16 protein-coding genes are annotated in these 21,049 nt (G+C 59.3%); 4 read left to right on the forward strand and 12 right to left on the reverse strand.

The features are described from left to right. Positions 1 to 10 precede the first annotated feature (10 nt). From U5A58_RS36880 to U5A58_RS36900, 5 genes are read right to left on the reverse strand one after another with little or no spacing between them, the layout of a single operon-like run. Positions 11 to 766 (reverse strand): SDR family oxidoreductase, encoded by a 756-nt coding sequence (locus tag U5A58_RS36880; protein WP_321965038.1) that lies wholly within the window; start codon positions 764 to 766, stop codon positions 11 to 13. Next, a complete protein-coding gene (locus U5A58_RS36885) occupies positions 759 to 1,529 on the reverse strand; it encodes an enoyl-CoA hydratase/isomerase family protein (protein ID WP_321965039.1) in 771 nt (256 codons plus the stop codon). Before U5A58_RS36885 ends, U5A58_RS36880 begins: the two co-directional genes overlap by 8 nt. Beyond that, positions 1,526 to 3,211 (reverse strand): class I adenylate-forming enzyme family protein, encoded by a 1,686-nt coding sequence (locus tag U5A58_RS36890; RefSeq protein WP_321965040.1) that lies wholly within the window; start codon positions 3,209 to 3,211, stop codon positions 1,526 to 1,528. The genes U5A58_RS36885 and U5A58_RS36890 overlap by 4 nt, the downstream gene beginning before the upstream one ends. A gap of 18 nt (positions 3,212 to 3,229) precedes the next feature. Then, the gene (locus U5A58_RS36895) at positions 3,230 to 4,009 is read right to left on the reverse strand and encodes an enoyl-CoA hydratase-related protein (RefSeq protein ID WP_321965041.1); all 780 of its coding nucleotides are present in this window, start codon (positions 4,007 to 4,009) and stop codon (positions 3,230 to 3,232) included. Between the two features lie 11 nt (positions 4,010 to 4,020). Beyond that, the gene (locus tag U5A58_RS36900) at positions 4,021 to 5,250 is read right to left on the reverse strand and encodes a CoA transferase (protein WP_321965042.1); all 1,230 of its coding nucleotides are present in this window, start codon (positions 5,248 to 5,250) and stop codon (positions 4,021 to 4,023) included. Positions 5,251 to 5,505: 255 nt separating this feature from the next. Between U5A58_RS36900 and U5A58_RS36905 the strand changes: the two genes are divergently transcribed. Beyond that, positions 5,506 to 7,161, forward strand: coding sequence for a sigma-54 interaction domain-containing protein (locus tag U5A58_RS36905; protein WP_321965043.1), 1,656 nt, complete (start codon positions 5,506 to 5,508; stop codon positions 7,159 to 7,161). Between the two features lie 162 nt (positions 7,162 to 7,323). Here U5A58_RS36905 and U5A58_RS36910 read toward each other — a convergent pair whose 3' ends face one another. The 6 genes from U5A58_RS36910 to U5A58_RS36935 all read right to left on the reverse strand — a co-directional run bounded on the left by U5A58_RS36910 (position 7,324) and on the right by U5A58_RS36935 (position 14,664). Further along, positions 7,324 to 8,484 carry a branched-chain amino acid ABC transporter substrate-binding protein gene (locus U5A58_RS36910; RefSeq protein WP_415774346.1) on the reverse strand — a complete coding sequence of 387 codons (1,161 nt, stop codon included), beginning with the start codon at positions 8,482 to 8,484 and terminating at the stop codon, positions 7,324 to 7,326. 434 nt (positions 8,485 to 8,918) lie between these two features. Next, complete coding sequence (locus U5A58_RS36915) at positions 8,919 to 10,031, reverse strand: CaiB/BaiF CoA-transferase family protein (RefSeq protein ID WP_321965045.1); 1,113 nt, start codon at positions 10,029 to 10,031, stop codon at positions 8,919 to 8,921. 269 nt (positions 10,032 to 10,300) lie between these two features. Then, complete coding sequence (locus tag U5A58_RS36920) at positions 10,301 to 11,605, reverse strand: MFS transporter (protein WP_321965046.1); 1,305 nt, start codon at positions 11,603 to 11,605, stop codon at positions 10,301 to 10,303. A gap of 166 nt (positions 11,606 to 11,771) precedes the next feature. Beyond that, complete coding sequence (locus tag U5A58_RS36925; RefSeq protein ID WP_321965047.1) at positions 11,772 to 12,557, reverse strand: class II aldolase/adducin family protein; 786 nt, start codon at positions 12,555 to 12,557, stop codon at positions 11,772 to 11,774. Positions 12,558 to 13,053: 496 nt separating this feature from the next. Continuing rightward, on the reverse strand, positions 13,054 to 13,665 hold the full coding sequence (locus U5A58_RS36930; RefSeq protein WP_321965048.1) for a TetR/AcrR family transcriptional regulator: 612 nt from the start codon (positions 13,663 to 13,665) through the stop codon (positions 13,054 to 13,056). A gap of 3 nt (positions 13,666 to 13,668) precedes the next feature. Further along, positions 13,669 to 14,664 (reverse strand): quinone oxidoreductase, encoded by a 996-nt coding sequence (locus tag U5A58_RS36935; RefSeq protein WP_321965049.1) that lies wholly within the window; start codon positions 14,662 to 14,664, stop codon positions 13,669 to 13,671. 436 nt (positions 14,665 to 15,100) lie between these two features. On the opposite strand from U5A58_RS36935, the gene U5A58_RS36940 reads away from it, so the two are divergent. From U5A58_RS36940 to U5A58_RS36950, 3 genes are read left to right on the forward strand one after another with little or no spacing between them, the layout of a single operon-like run. Beyond that, positions 15,101 to 18,616, forward strand: coding sequence for an indolepyruvate ferredoxin oxidoreductase family protein (locus U5A58_RS36940; RefSeq protein ID WP_321965050.1), 3,516 nt, complete (start codon positions 15,101 to 15,103; stop codon positions 18,614 to 18,616). Between the two features lie 30 nt (positions 18,617 to 18,646). Continuing rightward, positions 18,647 to 19,810, forward strand: coding sequence for a PLP-dependent aminotransferase family protein (locus U5A58_RS36945; protein ID WP_321965051.1), 1,164 nt, complete (start codon positions 18,647 to 18,649; stop codon positions 19,808 to 19,810). A 28-nt stretch (positions 19,811 to 19,838) separates the two neighbouring features. Continuing rightward, the gene (locus U5A58_RS36950; protein WP_321965052.1) at positions 19,839 to 20,540 is read left to right on the forward strand and encodes a gamma-glutamylcyclotransferase; all 702 of its coding nucleotides are present in this window, start codon (positions 19,839 to 19,841) and stop codon (positions 20,538 to 20,540) included. Here the strand turns inward: U5A58_RS36950 and U5A58_RS36955 are convergent. Then, positions 20,515 to 21,049: ABC transporter ATP-binding protein (locus U5A58_RS36955; protein WP_321964590.1), on the reverse strand; the 535-nt coding region annotated here is incomplete at its 5' end. The genes U5A58_RS36950 and U5A58_RS36955 overlap by 26 nt on opposite strands.

Consider the following 21,049-nt stretch of genomic DNA (forward strand, 5'->3'; position numbering starts at 1 on the left):
TTCGTTACCCTTAGAGCGCCATACCTTGTCCACCGTCCACGTACAGGGTCTCCCCCGTCATGAACGTGCCGGCTTCGCCAAACAGCGAAACGACCAGATGTGCGACGTCGTCCGCCTCCCCGGGTTTGCCCATCGGAATGCGCTTCTCAAGGAAGCCGCGCAGACTCTCGCCAGACATCTCTTCGCGATTCAGGTCCGTCACGATATAGCCGGGCGCAACGTTCAAAACCCGCACGCCGTATCTGGCCCATTCGACCGCGAGGCAGCGGGTGATGGCACCGACCGCTGCTTTCGAAGCGCAATATGCGGCGTTGCGCTTGACGCCGATCTTGTCGAAGAACGAGCCGATATTGACGACGACGCTTGCGCCGGCCTCACGCAGGTAGGGGAGCGCCACCTGGCTCACGGAAAACAGCGCGGTCGCGTTGGTGGACATCACGCGCTCGAAGTCCTGCACGGCGAAAGCGTCTGACGCCCCATCGAGGTGAATCCCCGCGTTGTTGACGAGGCCGACAATCGGTCCCGCCGATTGCTGCGCCACAGCCTCGAAGGCCGCTTCGAGCTGGGCGCGGTCGTTGATGTCGCATGTCACCGGGATCCACCGTGAGCGGACTTCGTCGTCTGCAGAGGCACGTTGCGGGAAACCTCCCGTGCGCGAGAGACATGCGACGGTAAACCCCGCTCTAGCCAGAGCTTCTGCAATTGCGGCACCGATACCCCGGCTGGCGCCCGTTACCACTACACATCCTTTTTTCATGTCAGGCATCCTTGAATTGAGGAGCACGTTTTTCGACGAAGGCACGCATGCCTTCGACAGCGTCCGCCGTGCGAAACGCCAGCGTCGACAGGTCCGCCTCGATGCGCAGCCCCTCTTGCAGGCTCACGCCTGCGGAACGCTGAACGGCTTCGCGGGCGAACAACGACGCGCAGCGACTGAACGGCGTGAACTGCCGCGCGAATTTGGCACCGATTGCTCTCGGGTCCCCACTCTCGACGATCTTGTTGACGAGACCGATGCGCAGTGCTTCGTCGGCATCCACGGTCCTGCCCGAGAGGATCAATTCCAGCGCCCTGGCCTCGCCGATCAAGCGCGGCAAACGTTGGGTGCCGCCATAGCCGGGTATCAAACCTAGCTTGATCTCCGGCAGCCCCATCTTCGCCCTGGGCGTGGCCACACGAAACGTGCAGGCCATCGCGAGTTCGAGACCGCCCCCGAACGCGTAGCCATGGACAACTGCGATCGACGGAACCGGCAGACGGTCGAGCTTCGCGAACGCAGCCTGGCCAAATTCGGCCCCCTTGCGCTCCTGCATCAGACTGCGGTCGGCCAATTCCTTGATATCGGCGCCCGCGCAAAAGGCCTTCTCGCCGCTACCGGTGACCACGAGCGCGCGCGCGTCGGTGGCAGCCACCTGGTCAATCGCGTCCGAGATCTCCTGAAGCACTCCGAAGCTCAGTGCGTTGAGCGCTTCGACGCGATTCAGCGTGAGATAGGCGAGCGAATCTTCGAATGTGAGTTGGACCGTCATGCCCGTGCTCCTGCGACGTGTTCAGCGACATAGCGCACCGCGATTGGCTGGATTTCGCCGCTGGCGACCTTTTCGACCAGCGTGCGCTTGAGGATCTTGCCGCTCGCGGTCATTGGAAACGCTTCTACGTCAACGAAATATTCCGGCATGTCGTACTTCGACAATCCGGCCTCCGCCAGCCAGGCGAGCAAGGTGTCGGGATGCACGCTGCGCCCAGGTTTGCAAATGACAGCAAGGCACACTTTCTCGCCGAGCCGCTCGTCCGCAACGGAAAAGGCCGCTGCCCGCTCCAGATCCTGATGCCGCATCGCGAGCTCCTCGATACGCGCCGGGTGGATGTTATGGCCGCCGCGGATAATCAGGTCTTTCTTGCGGCCCACGATCTTCAGGCAGCCGTCCTCGGTGAACACGCCCAGGTCGCCGCTCATGAACCAGCCATGGCGGTTAAAGGAGCGCTCCGTCGCCACCTGGTTACTGAAGTAACCGAGCATGAGCAGGCCGCCTCGCCCGCCAATTTCACCGACCTCGCCAGGGCGTGCTTCGGTGTCCGGATCATCCTGGCGCCACAGCCGGACTTCATAACCATTGCACGAACGACCGCACGTAGAGACGATGGTGTCCGCCGTATCGTCAGGCACCGTGTACTGATGTGATCCGTTTTCGGTCATCCCGTAGACGTTCTGCGGCGTCACGCCGAGATTAACGAATTTTTGGGCAACCTCGCGTGGTATGGGCGCGCCGGCCATGTAAAACGATTTGACCTTGCCGATCTCGCGCAAACCGCGCTTCGCGACCTCCGCGAGCACATCCATTGCGTGAGTCGGTACTCCCATCACATAAGTCGCACCGGTCTCGAGGATCCAGTCGAGACCCTTACGTCCGGCAAGCGGGTCGGTCATGGCCAGTTCGAACCCGGCCACCAGCATCTGCTCGATAGCGACTGTTGCAATGTGATGGCTCATCGGACTAAGCGATAGCAGCACTGTGTCAGTCGTGCGCGCCCAGTCGTAAGTCAGCGCCCGGCCGTTGGCCAGCAGCGTGTTGTCGCTATGCATGACACCTTTGGGCGAACCCGTGGTGCCCGAGGTAAACGCGAGATAGACGATCTTGTCGGGATTCAGATCCGGCGCATGCGTAATGGCAGGCGGTACACGCTCCGGAAAAGCCGCGATGCCCTCCAGATCGCAACGCCCCCCGCTGTGCCGGTCGAGCGAGAACACCGCGCTCAGATGGGCTACCGATTTTGTCCGCGCGAAAATCGAGTGGCGATCACTGTCTGCCCCATAGCCCGGAGCCGCAAACAGCGCACGGCAATCGATCTGCTCGAGCAGCAGCGTGATCTCCTCGACCGTGTAGTTCTGATGCAGTGACGGACAACATACATATCCGTTTCGGGAACAAGCCAGGAAGACGATCACCGTCTCGACGACGTTGGGCAACCAGACACCCACCCTGTCGCCGGCACGAAGTCCCGCGCGGTGCAGCGCTTCCGCGACGCTATCGGCCCAGTCCACCGCTTCCCGCCAGGTCAGCCGCAGTTCAGCATCGCGCAATGCGCACGCCGTCGGCGTCTCTCGCGCATGACGTCGTGCCAGCGTGTAAAGCGTGTCCTGCTGCCAGACACCCGAGAGATAGTACTCACGCGCCTTCTCGGGATTGTGAAGTGTCAGGATGTTTTGCATGACGTCCTACCTCGAATCTCAATGGCCGAACTTTTCGGTATCCGGTGCACGACGCTCGGCGAACGCAGCTGCGAGTTCATCGTGCTCCTCGGAGTCGAGATAGCCCCGCAACAGCAGATCGTGCGCCATGCGCGAAAGTCCGCTGACGCCACCGTGGCGGGCATTGAATGCGCCCTTGATCGATGCGAGCGCGAACGCGCCGCGCTGGGCAATCTCGAGCGCGTATTCGCGCGTGGCAGCCTTCAGTTGGTCGTCCGGCACCACCTTGTTGATCAGCCCCATTTCGAGCGCCTCTTGAGCCGAAATCTTCGGGTTGCGATACCAGATGTCCTTCGCGCGCTTCTTGCCCACCAGGTCCTCGAGATACCACGTGCCGTAGCCACCGTCGAAACTGCCGACCATGGGTCCAACCTGGCGGAATATCGCGCTCTCCTTCGCAATCGTGAGGTCGCAGACGACCTGAAGCACATTGCCTCCGCCTACCGCGTACCCGTTGACTGATGCGATGACGGGCTTTTGCAGGCGATCGATGCTTTCGTACATCTCAAGCGTCGGCAGCACGCCGGCATACAGTGTGGAATCCTGCATACCTTCCTTGCGACCGCCCGTGCAGAAGAACTTGTCGCCCGCGCCGGTAATCACGATGACCCGCGTGCGCGTCTCACGGCGGATCGCATTGATACAGTCGCGAATCTCGTGGCACATACGCTCCGTAAACATGTTGCCGTCTTGCGGACGGTTCAACGTGATCGTGCCAATGGGACCGTCTTCTTCGTAAGTGATTTCTTCGAATTGCATCGTTGTCTCCGTCAAACAATACCTTCGTTTTTCAAGGTCGCCAGTGCGGCCTCCTGAATACCCAGCCGCTCCTGCAACACGCGCGCTGTGTCCTGTCCAAGCGTTGGGGGCGCACGCCGATGTACTGCACCCTCTCCATCGAACTTGATGCCGAGGCCCACTTGGGGAACCAGACCATTCTCGCCTTCGATGGCATAGAACATGCCATCGTCGAGCAGATGCGGATCGGCGACAACCTGATCGACGCGATTGATAGGCCCCGCAGGAATCCGGTATTCGGCAAATAGTTTGAGCCAATGCGCACGCGGCCGGGTCTTCAACACTTCGCTAATTGCGGCGACGATCTCGGGCCTGGCGTCGCGGCGCGCTGCATTTGTCTGAAATTTGTCCAGCGCACCGTAGTCTGCGGAATCCACTGCCTTCCAGAACCGCGCCCAGATCGCATCATTTCCGAGACCAAGCGTAATCGGCTCGTCGGCCGTGTCGAATACCTGATAGATGGCGATCACCGAGTCACGGCCGCCGGACCGGGTCACCGGCTCGCCCGAACCCAGGTAAGGCACGATGCGTGGCGACATGAAGCGCACCATGCTCGCGACCATCGAAACATCTACGCGCTTGCCAACCCCGCTGCGTTGGCGCTCGATCACTGCCGCAAGCGTGGCGAGCGCTACGTCCTGCCCGGCGAGCAGGTCTGCGGCAGGTGTACCGACCTTCTGCGGCCCCGACTCTGGCTCGCCCGTCAGGTCCATCACGCCCGAGTAGCCTTCCGCGACGAGGTCATAACAAGGCAGCGCAGACCGGGCGCCAGAGACGCCGAAGCCAGTAAGCGAAACGTGAATCAACGCAGGATTGAGCGTGTGCAGTCTGTCGAAGTCCAGACCGAGCTTTTGCTGGACTGTGGGCACCATGTTCAACACGATCACATCGCTTTGTTGCACCAGGTCGTCGAGAATCGCCTGCCCTTCGGGCCGGCTGATGTCGAGCGTCACGCTGGCCTTGTTACGATTCACGCTCAGGTACCACAACGATTCCCCGTCGAGAAACGGCGGCCCCCAGGCGCGCGTGTCGTCGCCCGCACCGACTTTCTCGATCTTTGTGACCTCAGCGCCCAGATCCGCGAGCAACTGCGTCGCGTAGGGGCCAGCAATCGAGGTCGTCATATCCAGAATCCGCAAGCCCTCCAGCATGCGAAGTCCACCGTTGCCCTGCATTCTCGGAAGTTTTTCGAGTTGGCTCATCACGTCTCCTGCTTTTGTTAGTGACACAATCTGCAAGAGGTATGCCAACTTCGATCTGGCGAGGGCGCGTACGGACCAACATCGCCGTCGCGGCAGGGAATTAGACAGACTGCACGGTGAATGTCTTTCTCTCGAATGATGTCTCGAATACAATGAATGTGCAATGAACTGTTTTTCTTGCGGTCACTTTTGAAGGCTCAGTGTATTTGAGAACCACACTGCCCGTACACGCAGGGTGAGAACAATGAGGGAGACATGTCGAGACAAAAATGCGGAATCCTGGTGCTGGAAGAGACCGGAAGCCCGCTGCTGGCCGCCGGTTTGTGCGAAGACAGCTCACTGGCCGACGAACTGACGAAGCTCTGGCTAGAGCGCGCAGACATTAAACTCAAGCAGGTATTTCCAATCTCCAGTCGCGAACAGGCGCTCATCGTCTCCACCTTCGATGCAGGCAGCGCGGTGTGCTTTCTCGTGTTCGAAAGCGATGCTGACGAGGCGCTGGCCGAGTTCATTTCGACCGTTGACTTCTCCGACGACATCCTCCGGCACTTCGTGACCAATCCCTACGAGGCCATCACCGTAGTGGATTCAGCCGGGAAGCTCCTTTACATGAGCCCCGTCCACGAGAAGTTCTTCGGGCTGCGCCATGGCGAAGCGGCTGGGCAGCCGGTGACCGAAGTCATCGAGAACACCAAACTGCAGGAAGTCGCGGTGCGCGGCCGCGCGCAGATCGGACAGGTTCAGGAGATGAATGGCGTTGTGCGCATCGTTTCACGCACACCGATCTTCGACCGGAACAAACGCCGCGTCGGCGCAATCGGGCAGGTGATGTTCAAGGGTCCGGAGGCGATTGACGAACTCCGCAACGAACTGACCCGTGTGCGCCAGGAACTCGACTTCTACAAGCGCGAACTATCCGGTATGCGTAACCGGACCTACGGCCTGGACCAGATCGTTGGCACCAGCGACGCCGTACGCCGCCTTAAGGAAGACATCATCCGCATTGCTCCGCTCGACGTGCCCGTGCTGATCGCCGGAGAAAGCGGAACCGGCAAGGAACTGGTTGCGCACGCGCTTCACATGCTGAGCCCTCGCAGCGCGAACCCGATGGTGCTCGTCAACGCCGCAGCGATGCCCAGTACGCTGGTGGAAGCCGAACTATTCGGCTATGAAGGGGGCGCGTTCACCGGCGCCGATCGCAAGGGCCGCAAGGGTAAGTTCGAGCAGGCGAATGAGGGCACGCTGTTCCTCGACGAAATCGGCGACATGCCACTCGACACGCAGGTGAAGTTGCTGCGAACGCTTCAGGATGGCAACTTCGAACGCGTAGGCGGCGACCGGCGGGTGCATTCGGATTTTCGTCTTATCTCGGCAAGCAACCGCGACTTTGACGCCATGATTTCCGAAAGCACATTCCGACTTGATCTGTTCTATCGCATCGCCGCCGTCACGCTGAGACTGCCGCCGTTACGCGAACGGCTCGAAGATATTCCGATGCTTGCGGATACATTTCTTGGCAACTTTTCGGAAAGACATGGCGTTCCGAAGAAGGCCGTGTCGGCGGAGGTCGTGCAATACCTGCAGTCGCAACCCTGGCCGGGCAACATTCGCCAGCTTCAGCACGCCATCGAACGAGCGGCCATTTTCGCCGACGGCCCCTCTATTACGCTGGCCAATTGCGGATATGCCGTGAACAGTACACAGTCCGCGTCCACTGGCGGATACGCCCCGCTTCACGCCCAACGCGAAAAAGCAACCCGCGACGTGCGGGTTGCGAAAGAGCGTGCCGAATCGGAACTGATCGTCGAGGCCATGCAACGTCTCAAGGGGAACAAGAAGCGCGTGGCCGAAGAACTGGGTGTATCCCGGTCGTACCTTTACAAGCGTCTACACGAACTGTCGATCGAATAACCTGGTATCGACCTGTCGTTTCGCGCACGTTCGACACACTGAGATTGCGGGATCTCGGACGGGCGACGTTTGTAGCCGTTGCCCGTCTTCTAACACCGGTCATGAGCCAGGTATTCATTCACAAAAGATCTACACACATCGCCTGGCTCGAAGAATCCGACGTTAAAGCTTCGCCACTTCAAGCAATTCCTTTTTGCCATCCTTGTATTTGTAGAGCGAAATTCCCGAATTCTTCAAGTCCCCCTTCGGATCGAACGATATGGGTCCGATTACGCCGGTGTAATTCGTCGACGGCATACCAGCCAGAATTCTTGCAGGATCCGTAGAGTTCATTCGCCGCATCGAATCGATCACGACATTGACTGCGTCATACGCAAAAGGAGCGAAGGGCTGCATCGGTTGCTTGAACGCGCTCTCATATTTCGTCTTGAACCCCTTACCCCCTGGCATTTGCTCGATCGGAAGACTGGCTTCCGAGCATGTCAGGTTCTTTGATGCTTCACCCGCCAGCTCACCCAGTTTTTCAGTGCACATTCCATCCCCCGAAAGGATTCTCGTGCTCAGACCCAGTTGACCAGCCTGTCGTACCAGGTAAGCGCCGGCGCCGTCCTCGCCTCCGTACATGATAATGTCTGGATTCTCACTCTTGATTTTCGTCAGGATGCTTTTCCAGTCAATTGTCTTGTCCGTACCGGAGTCGCGAGAAATGACCTTGATCCCGAGAGATTGAGCATCCTTCGCGAACTCATCGGCCAGGCCTTGCCCGTAGGCCGTCGCATCGTCCACAATCGCAACCGTTTTCGCACCCATCTTTTTCCCGGCATAAGTGGCCAGTACAGGTGCCTGTTGTGCATCTGTGGCAATCAGCCGATAAGTCGTCCTGAAACCCTGCGCCGTATACAGCGGATTCGTAGCTGACGGTGTGATCTGGGTGATCCCGGCGTCACTGTAGATCTTTGAAGCGGGAATGGTCGTGCCGGATGTGACGTGGCCGATGACCGCCACCACCTTGTCGTCCACAAGCTTCTGGGCGACCTGAGTTGCCGTTCGCGGGTCCGCAGCGTCGTTCTCTTCAATCACTTTCAGCGTGACTTTCTTTCCGTTAATTACCAAGCCTTTTGCATTTGCCTCGTCTACGGCTAGCTTCGCGCCATTCGCGACATCCTGCCCGATGTGCGCAATCACCCCGGTCAGCGGCACTGCTACGCCAATGCCGACCGTCTCCGTATCCTGAGCATCAGCAAGAGATGGGATACCGAAAGCCACACTGACCAATATCGATGCGATCTTGCACTTTTCGAAGCTCTTCATGACAGTTCCCATAGTTTAGTTACCCATCTCCAGTCAGAGACCGGACAACCTGAACTTTTCCGGTCAGCTACGGCACATCGGATGGTGATCTACCTTAGCCATCCAAATAAGGTTTTTTCTGCCGATTTGGTCCGGTCGCTTTGCCTCCCCCAACATGTTTCGCTGTGATCACGCGCCATGTCGAAACGTTTGTTTCGTCTCGCCAAAAACAGGCCGTGATGAATACCGCAATGCCTTGGAAAATCCGCTGCTCGCTCAATTCCAATAGGAATCCGAATTAATGAGCCAATCTAGTGCTACTCGCCACTTTCCCCGCGCCTACCATTCGAGTTGGGAAGGGAAAATCTTCCCTTCCGCATGAACGCCGCACGCCATGCCTCATGGAGGGCGCGGAAAAATCAATCCCCCTTGTCGCTGCTGTCGGGTTTGAAAGAGGCGTCGACAGATCAGGACTCAAGCAACTCGTTCTCTGCCCCGAGCCGGGGTGCCTGTCGGTGCCGTACGTTCGACTGGAACACGGGGGCAACGGGGACCGGAAGCGCTGGCAATCTGCCGTCCTGTGAACCGACAGTCCGCCCGAACAATCCACGTGCGACGATGTGCGGATCGTTCACGGCCTCCTCCAATGTCGCGACGATAGAGCAACAGACGTCCTGTCCTTCGAAGATCACCTTCCATTGCGCCGCGGTGCGCGAAGCGATACGGGCTGCCACAGCCTCGATCGCCTTTTCAGCAACTGCCGAGGGATCCTTCATGTCCGCAGGCAATTCGATAAGCCGGGTGAAGTTGTCCCAGAACTTGTCCTCAAGCGGCGCAGCGGCGACATACCGTCCATCTGCGGTGCGGTAAATGTGGTAGCGGGGTGACCCTCCTGTCACCAGTTCAGCCCCCGGCTTCGGCCAGCCCGCACCCGAGAGTCCACTGCCAAGTCCCCAGTAGTTGAACGCAAAGAGGTTATCTGCCATCGAAATATCGAGCTGAACCCCGTGACCGGTGCGATCTCTTTCGCGCAGCGCGAACATGATGTTCATGACCGCGGGATAGGCGCCACCCGCAATATCCGCGGCCAGCATCGGTGGCAATACGGGCGCGCCGTCGGAGCCTGTACACAAACCGAGCATCCCGGTTTCGGCGACATAGTTCAGATCGTGTGCAGCGACATTCGATTTCGGTCCTGTCTGTCCCCACCCGGATATCGAGCAATAGACGAGACGGGAATTGATCTCACGAACTTCGTCATAGCCAAGTCCCAGGCGCGACATCACGCCCGGCCTGAACTGTTCAATCAGCACATCGGCACGCTCGATCAACGGTCTTAACTTTTCCCGTGCATCGGGACGCTTCAGATCGATTGAGATGCTCCGCTTGCCTCGATTGAGCATCACGAAGTTCACGCTATCCTCGCCCAGACGAGGCTGATAGGTCCGCATATCATCCCCCGTCTGCGGACGCTCAATCTTGATGACCGTGGCGCCCGCTTCGGCAAGAATGAGACTCGCCATCGGGCCTGGCAGCAACGTCGAGAAATCGATAACAGTAAGACCTTCCAAAGGAGACATATTGATCAACCTCGTCTTTTTAATCCTGTTTCAGCAGATTCAGTCCCGCCGGATTGGAAAAGCAGGCACCACGCCCCAAGAGTCGCTCTAGCTGCCCGGCGCGCTCTGGCAACGCAAGGAATGTGCCATTCACGCTCCAGATCAGCTAAGCAAGGACACCCGGCGATAAGTTCGCTGAAGCTGTCGTCGGAGCGGGCACAAAGCACTCGTTGTGTCGTCGGGCGCGACAGATCCCCGGGAACCCCCGTGCAAGGCCGCAAGATTTGGATTCACCACGCACTCGTCCAGTCATTGACCTGCCCCGCAGGACGCGAGACACGTTGGGTGAGCCGCCACAGCACGACGAATCCCACGGCGCCCACAACGGCGATCAGCAACAACCCTGGGCTATAACTGCCCGTCCTGTCCCGGAGAACGCCCATCAACACGGATTGAACGAATCCGGACAGGTTCCCCAGCGAACTGATCATTGCGATCCCCGCTGCGCCCACAGTTGAGCCGAGCAGCAGATTCGGCAGCGTCCAGAACACGGGCAGCGCTGACATGAGGCCCAGTGCTGAAACAGAGAAGGCGATCATTTTTGCTACTGGCGACGGAACCAGGATCGACGCGACCAGCCCGAGCACCGCCAGTCCGAGCGCCACGAGAGCGTGAACGCGCCGCTCCTGGCGCCGGTCGGAACTGCGCCCCCACAACACCATGCCGAGAGCACCGACCAGAAAGGGAGCCGCCGTTGCGAAACCTGTCTGGATGACGCTCAGGTGCGCCTCCTTCATGATCAACGGAAGGAAGAACGCCAGCCCATAGGAGATGCCCGCCAGGCAGAAGTAAACGTACGCGAGCAGCCAGATCTGCGGGGTCCGAAGGATCACACCGATGCGTTCGGTCACATGATTGCCCGCTTGTGCACGCTCCGCGGCAAGTGTACCCAGGAGCCATCGTTTCTCTTCATTGCTCAGCCACTCGGCATCTTCCGGTCTGTCACGCAACACCTTGAAAACGACAAAGGCTAGAAGTACCGCGGGTACAGCCTCGACGATGAACATCGTCCGCCAGCTCGCCAGGCCCAGGAACCCCGCGCCGTTGATCACGAACGCCGAGATGGGTGCGCCGAGGACGCTGGCCATCGGCACAGCCACCATGAACGTCCCCACGAAAGTGGCGCGCCAGCGCGCCGGCACCCATAGTGTGAGAAAGAAAATGATTCCCGGAAAAAACCCCGCTTCCGCCGCACCCAGCAATAACCGCACGACGTAAAAGCTGATCTCGCCCTGGACGAACGCCATTGCCCCCGAGAGCACTCCCCATGTCAGCATGATGCGCGCAATCCAGCGGCGAGCGCCAAAGCGTTGCAATGCGATGTTCGACGGAATTTCAAACGCGAAATAGGTGATGAAGAATAGTCCCGCGCCAAGTCCGAAGGCCGAATTGGACAGGCCCAGGTCCTGATTCATCGTCAACGCGGCATAGCCGACGTTGACCCGGTCCAGGTTGGAAACGATATAACACACCAGCAAAAGCGGTAGGAACCGCCAGAGGACCTTTCGCATGCAGCGCTGATCGGTGGCAACCATGTCTCTTCCATCCTTCTTGTGGATCGCCGCCCGCACGCTACACATTCGGGTCGCGTGCGACCCAGCAAGCGACGACTTGCGCCCTTGCTGCGTAAGCTCACGACCTGTCATCAGCGTCGCGACGCGATGCGGCTTTCGTTATTGTGTGTAGGGGGCTGCCCGGCGGTCAGCTGTTGTAGCGTGGCTCGTCACGCTCGATCAGCCGTAATGCGGCGTCGAATCCGACCTGCTGGTAGCTCTGCACCCCGCCGGTGTCGAACGCGTCGTCCTCGATATCGAGTCTTGCGAACTGCTCGGCCGTGTGCTTGCGAACCGCCTCCGGTGGATAGATCAGCTTGCTCCCCCCCGCCAGCGCCGCGACCTGAGCCTGGCATGCACGTTCGAGGTAATAGACCACCAGCCATGCATCCGCCACCGTTGTGCCTGCCGCCAGCAAGCCGTGATTGCGAAGGATCATGGCCTTGTTGTCGCCGAGATCGGTGACAAGTCGCGCGCGTTCTTCCTCGTCCGATGCGATGCCTTCATAGTTGTGATAGGACAGCCGTCCGTAAAATTTCAGCGCATGCTGACTGATCGGCAGCAGTCCCTGCTCCTGCGCGGACACGGCGATACCCGCAGCAGTATGGGTGTGAACAACGCAGGCAATATCGTGTCTGGCCATGTGCACGGCTGAATGAATCATGAACCCCGCCTTGTTCACGCGTTGGCGCCGATCTGACGAAGACTCAACGATATTGCCATTCACATCGATCTTGACCAGACTCGAAGCCGTGATCTCATGAAACATCTGGCCGTACGGGTTGATGAGGAAGTGATGTTTGTCAGTGCCGGGAACGCGAGCACTGATGTGCGTGTAGATGTGATCGGTCATGCGGTGATGCGCGATGATGCGATACAGGGCAGCAAGTTCGCAACGTGTTTTCCATTCTGCATCGCTGTATTCGGGCTGCATCTTATCTCCTGTTGGTTGTGTGAAACGGCATTGGAACGTTGAATCTGCCTGCTGGCACCGGCACCCACCGCGACTGGCCCGGGGTATGGTCTACCGGTACTACTCGCCGTATACGTGCAAATCACATGCCAATCTGGAAGCCCCGGATTTTCCGCTCCTGAATCATGAAGGCATCCTCGCTAAGGCCGCACATACAGACGTTTTCATGAACGGCGTGGTCGCATCACGGATTGACAGGCGCATGGGTACGCTGACCGCCGCGACTACATCTTGTTCACCGGAAAATACATGTCGCTTGAGCACAATGCGCACTCGTTCGCATACCGCTCGCTCACTACGCTTCGAGCAGATGCGCGAGTAACTTCCAGGAAAAGACGTAGCCCGCGGAAGGAGGGCTAGCGCAGCGCGAGCGCAAATGGAGCATCGAAACGTCCGGCGGCAATTGGCCGGACGGAGTCTGTTTAGTCAACGCGCACGGAGTAGCTTCCGTGGCGGCCTATTCCGCTCGCTCATTCAGACCCAATACGGCCATCATGAGGACATAACCCGAAGCAGACGGCTCACGTTCGCGCGTGACACATTCCAGCATTGCGTCTCCCTCCAGCGCAACGAGCAGCAGCTTTGCGGCCTGTGTGGACGACACACCCGCGCGTTGGTGAAAGGAGCCGAAATGGTCCTGGACGACGTTTCGAATCCAGTCGAGTTGCAGCGCGAGCAGATCGGACACGCGAGTGCGTATCGTATCCGGCAGACTGGCATGAGCCGCCCCCAAGGCCGCCGATAACGACGGCACTCCGCACACGAACTCCTCGCTGCGCAGACAGGCGTAGGCTATCAGCCGACTTTGTGCGTCGCCGTACTCACGATAAATGTCACCGAGTTCCTGTCCAACTCGAAGGATCAGCCTCTCGACCAGTTCCGTGCAGGCGTCTTCGCGATTGCGAAAGTACTTCGCGATACTGAGTTCTTCAACCGAAAGCGTCTGCGCGAGTACAGGAAGACTGAACGCCGCGTAGCCCCGTTCACGAATCAGTCTTTCTGCCCCTTCGAGTAGCGTAGACCGTATCGGCTCTCGGCACTGCGATCGCTCGAGGTTCTCCCTGCTCACAGGTCATGCTCCACTGACTTCAGGAAGAAGAACACTTGAGCCGATTGTCTTTCTGCCCTCAAGATCCCGGTGAGCCTGCGCAACATCGGCCAATGCGTACCGCCTGCCAATGTTCGGCTTCACCTTGCCTGTCTGAACCATATTGAACAGGTCCTTCGCCATGTCGTCCAGATCTTCGCGCTTTGCGGCGTAGTGAAAAAGCTGCGGGCGTGTAAAGAACAGCGACCCTCGCCGCGTAAATTCGAATGCCTCGACAGGCGGGAGGGGACCAGAGGCATTGCCGAAACTCACGAACATCCCCAACGGCGAAAGACAATCCAGCGAGCCGATATACGTGTCTTTTCCGATCGAATCGTAGACAACAGGCACGCCTTTCCCGTCAGTAATCTCGCGGACACGCTGCGTGAAATTCTCCCGCGAATAGACAATCGGAAAATCGCATCCATTGGACTTGGCCAGCTCGGCCTTTTCACCCGTACTAACCGTACCGATTACGGTTGCGCCGAGCGCCCTGGCCCATTGACAAGCGAGCAGCCCGACGCCGCCGGCCGCGGCATGAATGAGGATAGTGTCTCCTGCCTGAACCCGATAAGTCCGGCACAACAGGTATTGCGCAGTGAGACCCTGCAACGTCACCGCGGCGGCATCTTCGAAACTCACGCCATCGGGAAGCAGGACGACTTCGGCCTCCGGTACGACACGCTCGAGTGCGTAGGCACCGGGCTTCGTGCCAGCATAGGCAACCCTGTCCCCGCAACTGAACCGCGTTACACCGTCGCCGACTGCAGTCACCACGCCCGCGGCTTCCATACCGATTCCACCGGGCAGCGGCATGGGATAGAGTCCGGTACGGAAATACACATCGATGAAATTGAGGCCCACGGCAACGTGCCGCACCCGGATTTCCCCGAGTCCCGGGCGTTCGATGTCGACATCGACCCACTCCATGACTTCCGGGCAGCCTGTCGCGCGGATCCTGATAGCTTGCGTTCTGCTCATGATAATTACCGCTCCGGCAGGGCCATGGACGACGATCTCGAAGAGTCATTTTAGGCTTCGGCAGCGCAACGTTTTTACCAAAATAGGCTGGATATACGCCCCTCGTAGACATGATTGATCTACGTATCCGCGATCACGTAGTCAAATCGAACTAAAGTCGCCGAGCGTAGTGGCCTCTTCTTCGCTCGCGATTCTTTCCATTCCTCCTCCAGCAGTCCGACTTGTCAGGTGCAACTCTTTTGCGCTCTGACATCGTCGCTTGAGCGCATAAGAATCGCGTCGCCAAAATAGTTAGATGATTTGCGCTATAAAAATCATGTTCTATAGTTCGTTTTATTTATAAATGGCCAGATTGGTAATTCATATTGGTGCAATTTCGTCCGGGCGGCGACATAAACTAACTCGTCTAGATCAAGAAAGCCTCCCGGAGACATTTGTGGGTACTGAACTCCTTTCCCCCCGTACTTCAACCGCAACGCAAAGCGGACGATGGACCTTTATAACCGGCATTCAGGCTCTGGTGCGCCTGCCGATCATTCAACGCGAGCGCGACCGCGCACGCGGCCTCAACACCGCTGGCCTCATTTCCGGCTACCGTGGTTCGCCGCTTGGCGCCTATGACCAGCAGCTCTGGAAGGCATCGAAACAGCTCGCAGCGCATGAGGTCATCTTCCAGCCCGGCCTCAACGAAGATCTGGCCGCCACGGCGCTGTGGGGTGCACAGTTGCATCGTGTCTTCGGCGACGTCAAGGTCGACGGTGTTTTTGGCATCTGGTATGGCAAGGGGCCGGGCGTTGATCGTACCGGTGATGTGTTCCGCCACGCCAATATGATGGGAACATCAAAACTGGGTGGCGTGCTGGCGATTTCGGGCGACGATCACGCGGCGCAGTCCTCGATGTGGCCGCATCAGACGGACGGCATCTTTCACTCCACGTCGATCCCTGTCCTGCAGCCGAGCAACGTGCGCGAAGTCATCGAATTCGGTCTGGCCGGCATCGAAATGTCTCGCTACACGGGATTGTGGGTCTCGCTGAAGACGATCGCCGAAGTGGTTGAAACGGCCGCTACGGTCGACCTGTCAACGTGGCCGTCATTTCGCGAACCAGAGGATTTTGCTGTACCCGCGCACGGCCTGAACTGGGATCCGAAACTGGCGTGGCCCTCGCAGCGCGGTGAGTACGAACGCAGGCTCATCGACGAGCGCTTGCCCGCCGCGCGTGCATGGGCGCGTGCCAACGGCATTGACAGGCTGGTTGTTTCCGCGCCAACGAAGCGGCTCGGCATTGTAACCGTCGGCAAGGCGCACCAGGACTTCATGCAGGCCTGCCGCGATCTCGGCCTCAGCGATGACGGATTGCGCGCCTTGGGCGTTTCCGTCTACAAGGTAGGCATGAGCTGGCCGCTCGAAACACAAGGCGCCTGCGAGTTCGCGGCGGGACACCGCGAAGTACTCGTGATCGAGGAAAAGCGCTCGAATGTCGAAGCGCAATTGAAGGATGCATTGTTCCATCGCCCGGATGCCGAACGACCGGTCGTTACCGGGAAAACCGATGTCGCGGGCCAACAGTTGCTGCCGGAGGTCTGGGAATTCAGCGCGTACCTCGTTGCGGGTGTGCTTGTGCGGCGGCTCCAGGCCAACGGGATCGATGAGCCAGCACTGCGCGAACGGCTCGCCGCGCTCGATGCGGCTGCGAAAAGGCCGTCCACGGCGGTCATTCCTGTGCGCCGTCCGTTCTTCTGCTCGGGTTGTCCCCACAACACGTCAACGCGCACGCCGGACGGCTCGATCGCCGGTGGGGGGATTGGCTGCCATGTGATCGCACTCTCCCAGCCGGAGCTAAAGACTAAGGTCACGAGTCATATGGGCGGTGAAGGTGCGCAATGGATCGGTGCCGCACCGTTTTCAAAAACCGCACATATGTTCCAGAATCTCGGCGACGGGACCTATCAGCACTCGGGTCTGCTTGCGATTCGCGCGGCAGTCGCTGCAAAGACCAACATTACCTACAAGATTCTGTACAACGACGCCGTTGCGATGACCGGCGGCCAGCCGACCGAGGGTACAAACGACCCGGCACGCATCACACGCCAGTTGCATGCGGAAGGCGTAGAACGCATTGCGTTCGTCACTGACAACCCTACCCGGTGGCAAGGCAACAGCACCCTTGCGCCCGGCGTGGCGGTACATCACCGGGATCAGCTCGATACCGTGCAACGTGACCTGCGCGCCACGCAGGGTGTCACCGCGATCGTGTATGAGCAGACCTGCGCTGCGGAAAAACGCCGCCGCCGCAAACGCAAGGAAATGCCTGATCCTGACCGGCGCGTGTTCATCAATCAGGAGGTTTGCGAAGGGTGTGGCGATTGCTCGGCGCAGTCGAACTGTATTTCCATTGAACCTCTCGAGACGCCGCTGGGCCGCAAGCGCGCAATCAACCAGAGCGCTTGCAACAAGGACTTTTCCTGCGTAAAGGGCTTTTGCCCGAGCTTTGTCGAAGTGGAAGGCGTGAAGGTACGCAAGCCCGACAGCAAACGGCTCGCGGGCACCGAGAAGACGCTGCTCGCGACGCTCCCCGCCCCCGCTTTGCCCACGCTTGCCGAGCCTTTCAACATCTACATCACGGGAATCGGCGGTTCCGGCGTACTGACGATGGGTGCAATCCTGGGCGCGGCTGCAGGCGTCGACGGCCTCGCCTCCACCGTGCTCGATTTCACGGGCATGTCGCAGAAGAACGGCGCGGTCGTCAGCCAGGTACGCATCGCTGCCGCGGACGGGCAGATTGCGGCATCACGCATTGGCGAGGGCAAGGCGAATCTGTTGCTGGGAGCGGACCTTGTCGTGTCGGCTGCACCCGACTCGTTGATCCGTCTGGCTTCGGAACGCACTTCGGCGGTGGTCAATCTTGCGCCAACACCGACTCCGGATGTCGTCACCGATCGCGACGCTGCACTGCCGGTCAACCTAATGCAGGACCGGATTCGCAGCCGTTGCAGCACTGAAGCATTTCACGCGTTTGACGCCAGCGCGATCGCACAGAGCATTTTCGGCGACACGCTTCCGACCCACACGCTGATGCTCGGCTATGCCTGGCAAAAGGGCCTGGTTCCGCTTTCGCGTGAGGCAATCGAACAGATCATCGAACGCAATGGCGCTGCGGTAGAGATGAACAAATCGGCGTTCAACTGGGGACGTATTATCGCTGCGCAACCTGAAGCGCTCGACACGATTCACGAGCCGGTTCCATCGCGCAGCACCGAGCCGACCACACTGGATGAACTGATGCAGTTGCATCGTCAAAGGCTCACGGATTATCAAAACGCAGCCTACGCGCAGCGATACGTCGAGCTCGTCACGCTCGCACGGAATGCAGAAAAGAAAGTGACCGCGAACAGCGAGGCATTTGCGAGCGCCGTAGCGCGAAGCGCCTACAAGCTGATGGCGTACAAGGACGAGTATGAAGTTGCCCGCCTCTACACGTCCCCAGCATTTCGTGAATCGCTGACGCGCCAGTTCTCGACTGCGGAAAAGGTTTCGCTCTGGCTCGCCCCGCCCATGCTTTCCGGTATCGATCCGAAAACGGGGCGCCCGAAAAAGCGCAAGTTCGGCCCATGGATCTTCCCGGTACTCGGAATGATTGCCGGAATGCGTGGTCTGCGCGGGTCTGCTTTCGATGTGTTCGGCTATACCACCGAGCGGCGCTCAGAACGCCGTCTCATTGCTGAGTATGCCGATGACATTCGCAACATATGCGGCCTGCTCACGTCAGCCAAACTTGAACAGGCGATCACGTTTGCATCACTGCCGGCAGACATCCGGGGATTCGGCCCGGTCAAGGATCAGGCGATTCACCAGCATGTCGTCAAGCGCGCGAACATACTCGCAGCCATCTCCGGCACCGACACGAACGGCTCACGCGTATCTCAGCACAACAATATCAAGGCCGCGTAAAAGACTGGCCCAATACAACATGGAGACAGGATGGGAGACGAGCCTCAATGTGCCCGCCGCGGCGCGACGCTTTATGGCGCCGCTGGCGAGGTGATTGTAGAGACGGCGCAACCGCCGGAGATGATTTCGTTTGCAGCTGGCCAGCCGGCCATCAGAAGCTTTGCAGCGGAAGCGCTCCGGCGCTTGTGTGACCGGCAGGTCACCGCACGGACTGAAGATGCAAATCCGCACGGTGCAATAGAGGGCTATCGACCGCTCAGGCAATGGGTAGCCGCCGCACATGGAGCCGATGTTTCCAATGTTCTGATTACCTCCGGTTCACGACAGGGGCTGGATCTGATTGCAAACGCCTTCATCAGTCCCGGCTGCAAGGTTCTGGTGGAGGCGCCCACACGCTCCGAGGCATTGCAGGCCTTTTCGGCCTGCAGACCCACCTTCGCCGAGATACCCGGCGACGAACGCGGGCTGCAGCCACAGTGGCTAACCGAAGACCTCGCGGCAAATGCCCGTTTCCTCTACACGATGCCGGATTTCCAGGATCCGACAGGTCGCCGGCTATCGGGAGAACGCCGCAGGCAGCTAGTCACGCTGGCTCACGCACACGGTGTATTACTGGTTGAGGACAACTCATATGGTGATTTGCGGTACCGCGACACTGCGCTACCGTCGCTCTACTCGATGAATCCCGCTGGCGTGATCCATCTAGGCTCGTGGTCCGAACTCTTTTCTCCGCGGCTGCCGCTTGGCTATATCATCGCGCCGCAAGCGCTTCATGACAGGATCGTTCAGGCCAAACGGAAACTGAAGTTACACACACCGGAATGCTTGCAGCATGCAGGATATCGGCTGCTCGAAAGCGGAACACTGCAACGCGAGATCTGCGCAGTGCGGGACCAGTACGGCAGACAGTGCAGTGCGATGCTCAAGGCACTATCGCGTTACATGCCACTTGGCGTTCGATGGACTGCCCCTCACGGAGGTATGTTTATCTGGATCGAACTTCCGTCGACAATCAACGCGGAAGCGTTGCTAGATGATGCACTCGCGCGCAACGTGAGCTTTGCCCCTGGCGCATGCTTCCACGCGGCCGCACGCACACCCAACACACTACGGCTGAACTTCGTCGCCGTAGCCCCGGAGAATATCGATCGAGGTGCCGCATTGCTCGGCGGGTTGATCACGCGCCATCTCTAAACATCGATGAAATGTCCACCGAGTCCACATGTTCAAACTGACGCGCAACGAACTCATCGACGGCAGCTTCCGTGAAAGCCTGGCAATGCCAGCCCATCTGTCGCTGTGCGATATTGAGCTGGATGAATCAGTTGCCAGGCTGCTTGCGGCACGTCCCGAGGGGCCAAGCTGGGTTTTTGCATACGGCTCGTTGATCTGGAATCCCGCTTTCACGTTCGACTCGAAACAAGTTGCCAAGCTTGACGGCTGGCACCGTAGCTTCTGCATCCGGACAATTTCGGCGCGCGGAAGTCCTCGGCAACCTGGTCGCGTGCTCGCGCTAGAACCAGGTGGGCAAGTAGAAGGCCTCGCCTATCGTCTGACTGAAAGCGACCTGATGGCCGAGCTACGTTTGCTGTGGGCACGAGAAATGGGGAGTGGCGTGTACCAACCGACGTGGGAAACACTGCAACTTGCGGACGGTAGTGTGGCAAACGCGATCGTATTCGTCGCCGATTCGAACCAGCCTCTCTTCGAGTGCGACGCCTCCGTTCCCACCGTGGCGCATCTCGCGGCCAAAGCGACTGGCCGGCTCGGATCGAACGCCGAGTACATCCTCAATCTGCAAGACGCCTTGCGGGTCCAACAGATCACGGATGACTATGTCGACGCTATTGCCCGCGAGTTGAGGAGTGCGCATCCCGCGCACGTGCAGTCCACCGCCCCTATCCGCCCAGATACGCGCGCTTGATATTGTCGTTGGCGAGCAGATTGTCGGCGCTATCGGCGAGCACCACGCGCCCGGTCTCCAGCACATAGCCGCGGTCGGCCACGTGCAGCGCCTTGTTCGCGTTCTGCTCGACGAGGAACACCGTCACGCCTTCCTCGCGGATCGTGCGGATGATGTCGAAGATCTGCGCGATCACGAGCGGCGCGAGGCCGAGCGTGGGCTCGTCGAGCAGCAGCAAACGCGGACGGCTCATGAGCGCGCGGCCGATGGCGAGCATCTGCTGCTCGCCGCCCGACATCGTGCCCGCGCGTTGCTTCGCACGCTGGTTCAAACGCGGAAACAGCTTGAACACGTGCTCGATGCCCGCATCGATCTCGTGCTGCGAGGCGAAGAAGCCGCCCATCTGCAGGTTTTCGAGCACCGTGAGGCTCGGGAACACGCGGCGGCCTTCCGGCGAGATCGCCATGCCCTTGCGCATGATGTCGTGCGTGGGCATGCGCGTGATGTCCTCGCCTTCGAACGTCACTTTG

The sequence above is a fragment of the Paraburkholderia sp. J7 genome (assembly GCF_905220155.1).
GTDB lineage: Bacteria > Pseudomonadota > Gammaproteobacteria > Burkholderiales > Burkholderiaceae > Paraburkholderia.

Bases quoted from the DNA above. Each gene is read 5' to 3' on its own strand.
- U5A58_RS36890 (WP_321965040.1), bottom strand. From the start codon at position 3,211: ATGCAAAACATCCTGACACTTCACAATCCCGAGAAGGCGCGTGAGTAC.
- U5A58_RS36950 (WP_321965052.1), top strand. From the start codon at position 19,839: ATGTTCAAACTGACGCGCAACGAACTCATCGACGGCAGCTTCCGTGAA.
- U5A58_RS36895 (WP_321965041.1), bottom strand. From the start codon at position 4,009: ATGCAATTCGAAGAAATCACTTACGAAGAAGACGGTCCCATTGGCACG.
- U5A58_RS36915 (WP_321965045.1), bottom strand. From the start codon at position 10,031: ATGTCTCCTTTGGAAGGTCTTACTGTTATCGATTTCTCGACGTTGCTG.
- U5A58_RS36935 (WP_321965049.1), bottom strand. From the start codon at position 14,664: ATGAGCAGAACGCAAGCTATCAGGATCCGCGCGACAGGCTGCCCGGAA.
- U5A58_RS36880 (WP_321965038.1), bottom strand. From the start codon at position 766: ATGCCTGACATGAAAAAAGGATGTGTAGTGGTAACGGGCGCCAGCCGG.
- U5A58_RS36905 (WP_321965043.1), top strand. From the start codon at position 5,506: ATGTCGAGACAAAAATGCGGAATCCTGGTGCTGGAAGAGACCGGAAGC.
- U5A58_RS36925 (WP_321965047.1), bottom strand. From the start codon at position 12,557: ATGCAGCCCGAATACAGCGATGCAGAATGGAAAACACGTTGCGAACTT.
- U5A58_RS36900 (WP_321965042.1), bottom strand. From the start codon at position 5,250: ATGAGCCAACTCGAAAAACTTCCGAGAATGCAGGGCAACGGTGGACTT.
- U5A58_RS36910 (WP_415774346.1), bottom strand. From the start codon at position 8,484: ATGGGAACTGTCATGAAGAGCTTCGAAAAGTGCAAGATCGCATCGATA.
- U5A58_RS36885 (WP_321965039.1), bottom strand. From the start codon at position 1,529: ATGACGGTCCAACTCACATTCGAAGATTCGCTCGCCTATCTCACGCTG.
- U5A58_RS36945 (WP_321965051.1), top strand. From the start codon at position 18,647: ATGGGAGACGAGCCTCAATGTGCCCGCCGCGGCGCGACGCTTTATGGC.
- U5A58_RS36920 (WP_321965046.1), bottom strand. From the start codon at position 11,605: ATGGTTGCCACCGATCAGCGCTGCATGCGAAAGGTCCTCTGGCGGTTC.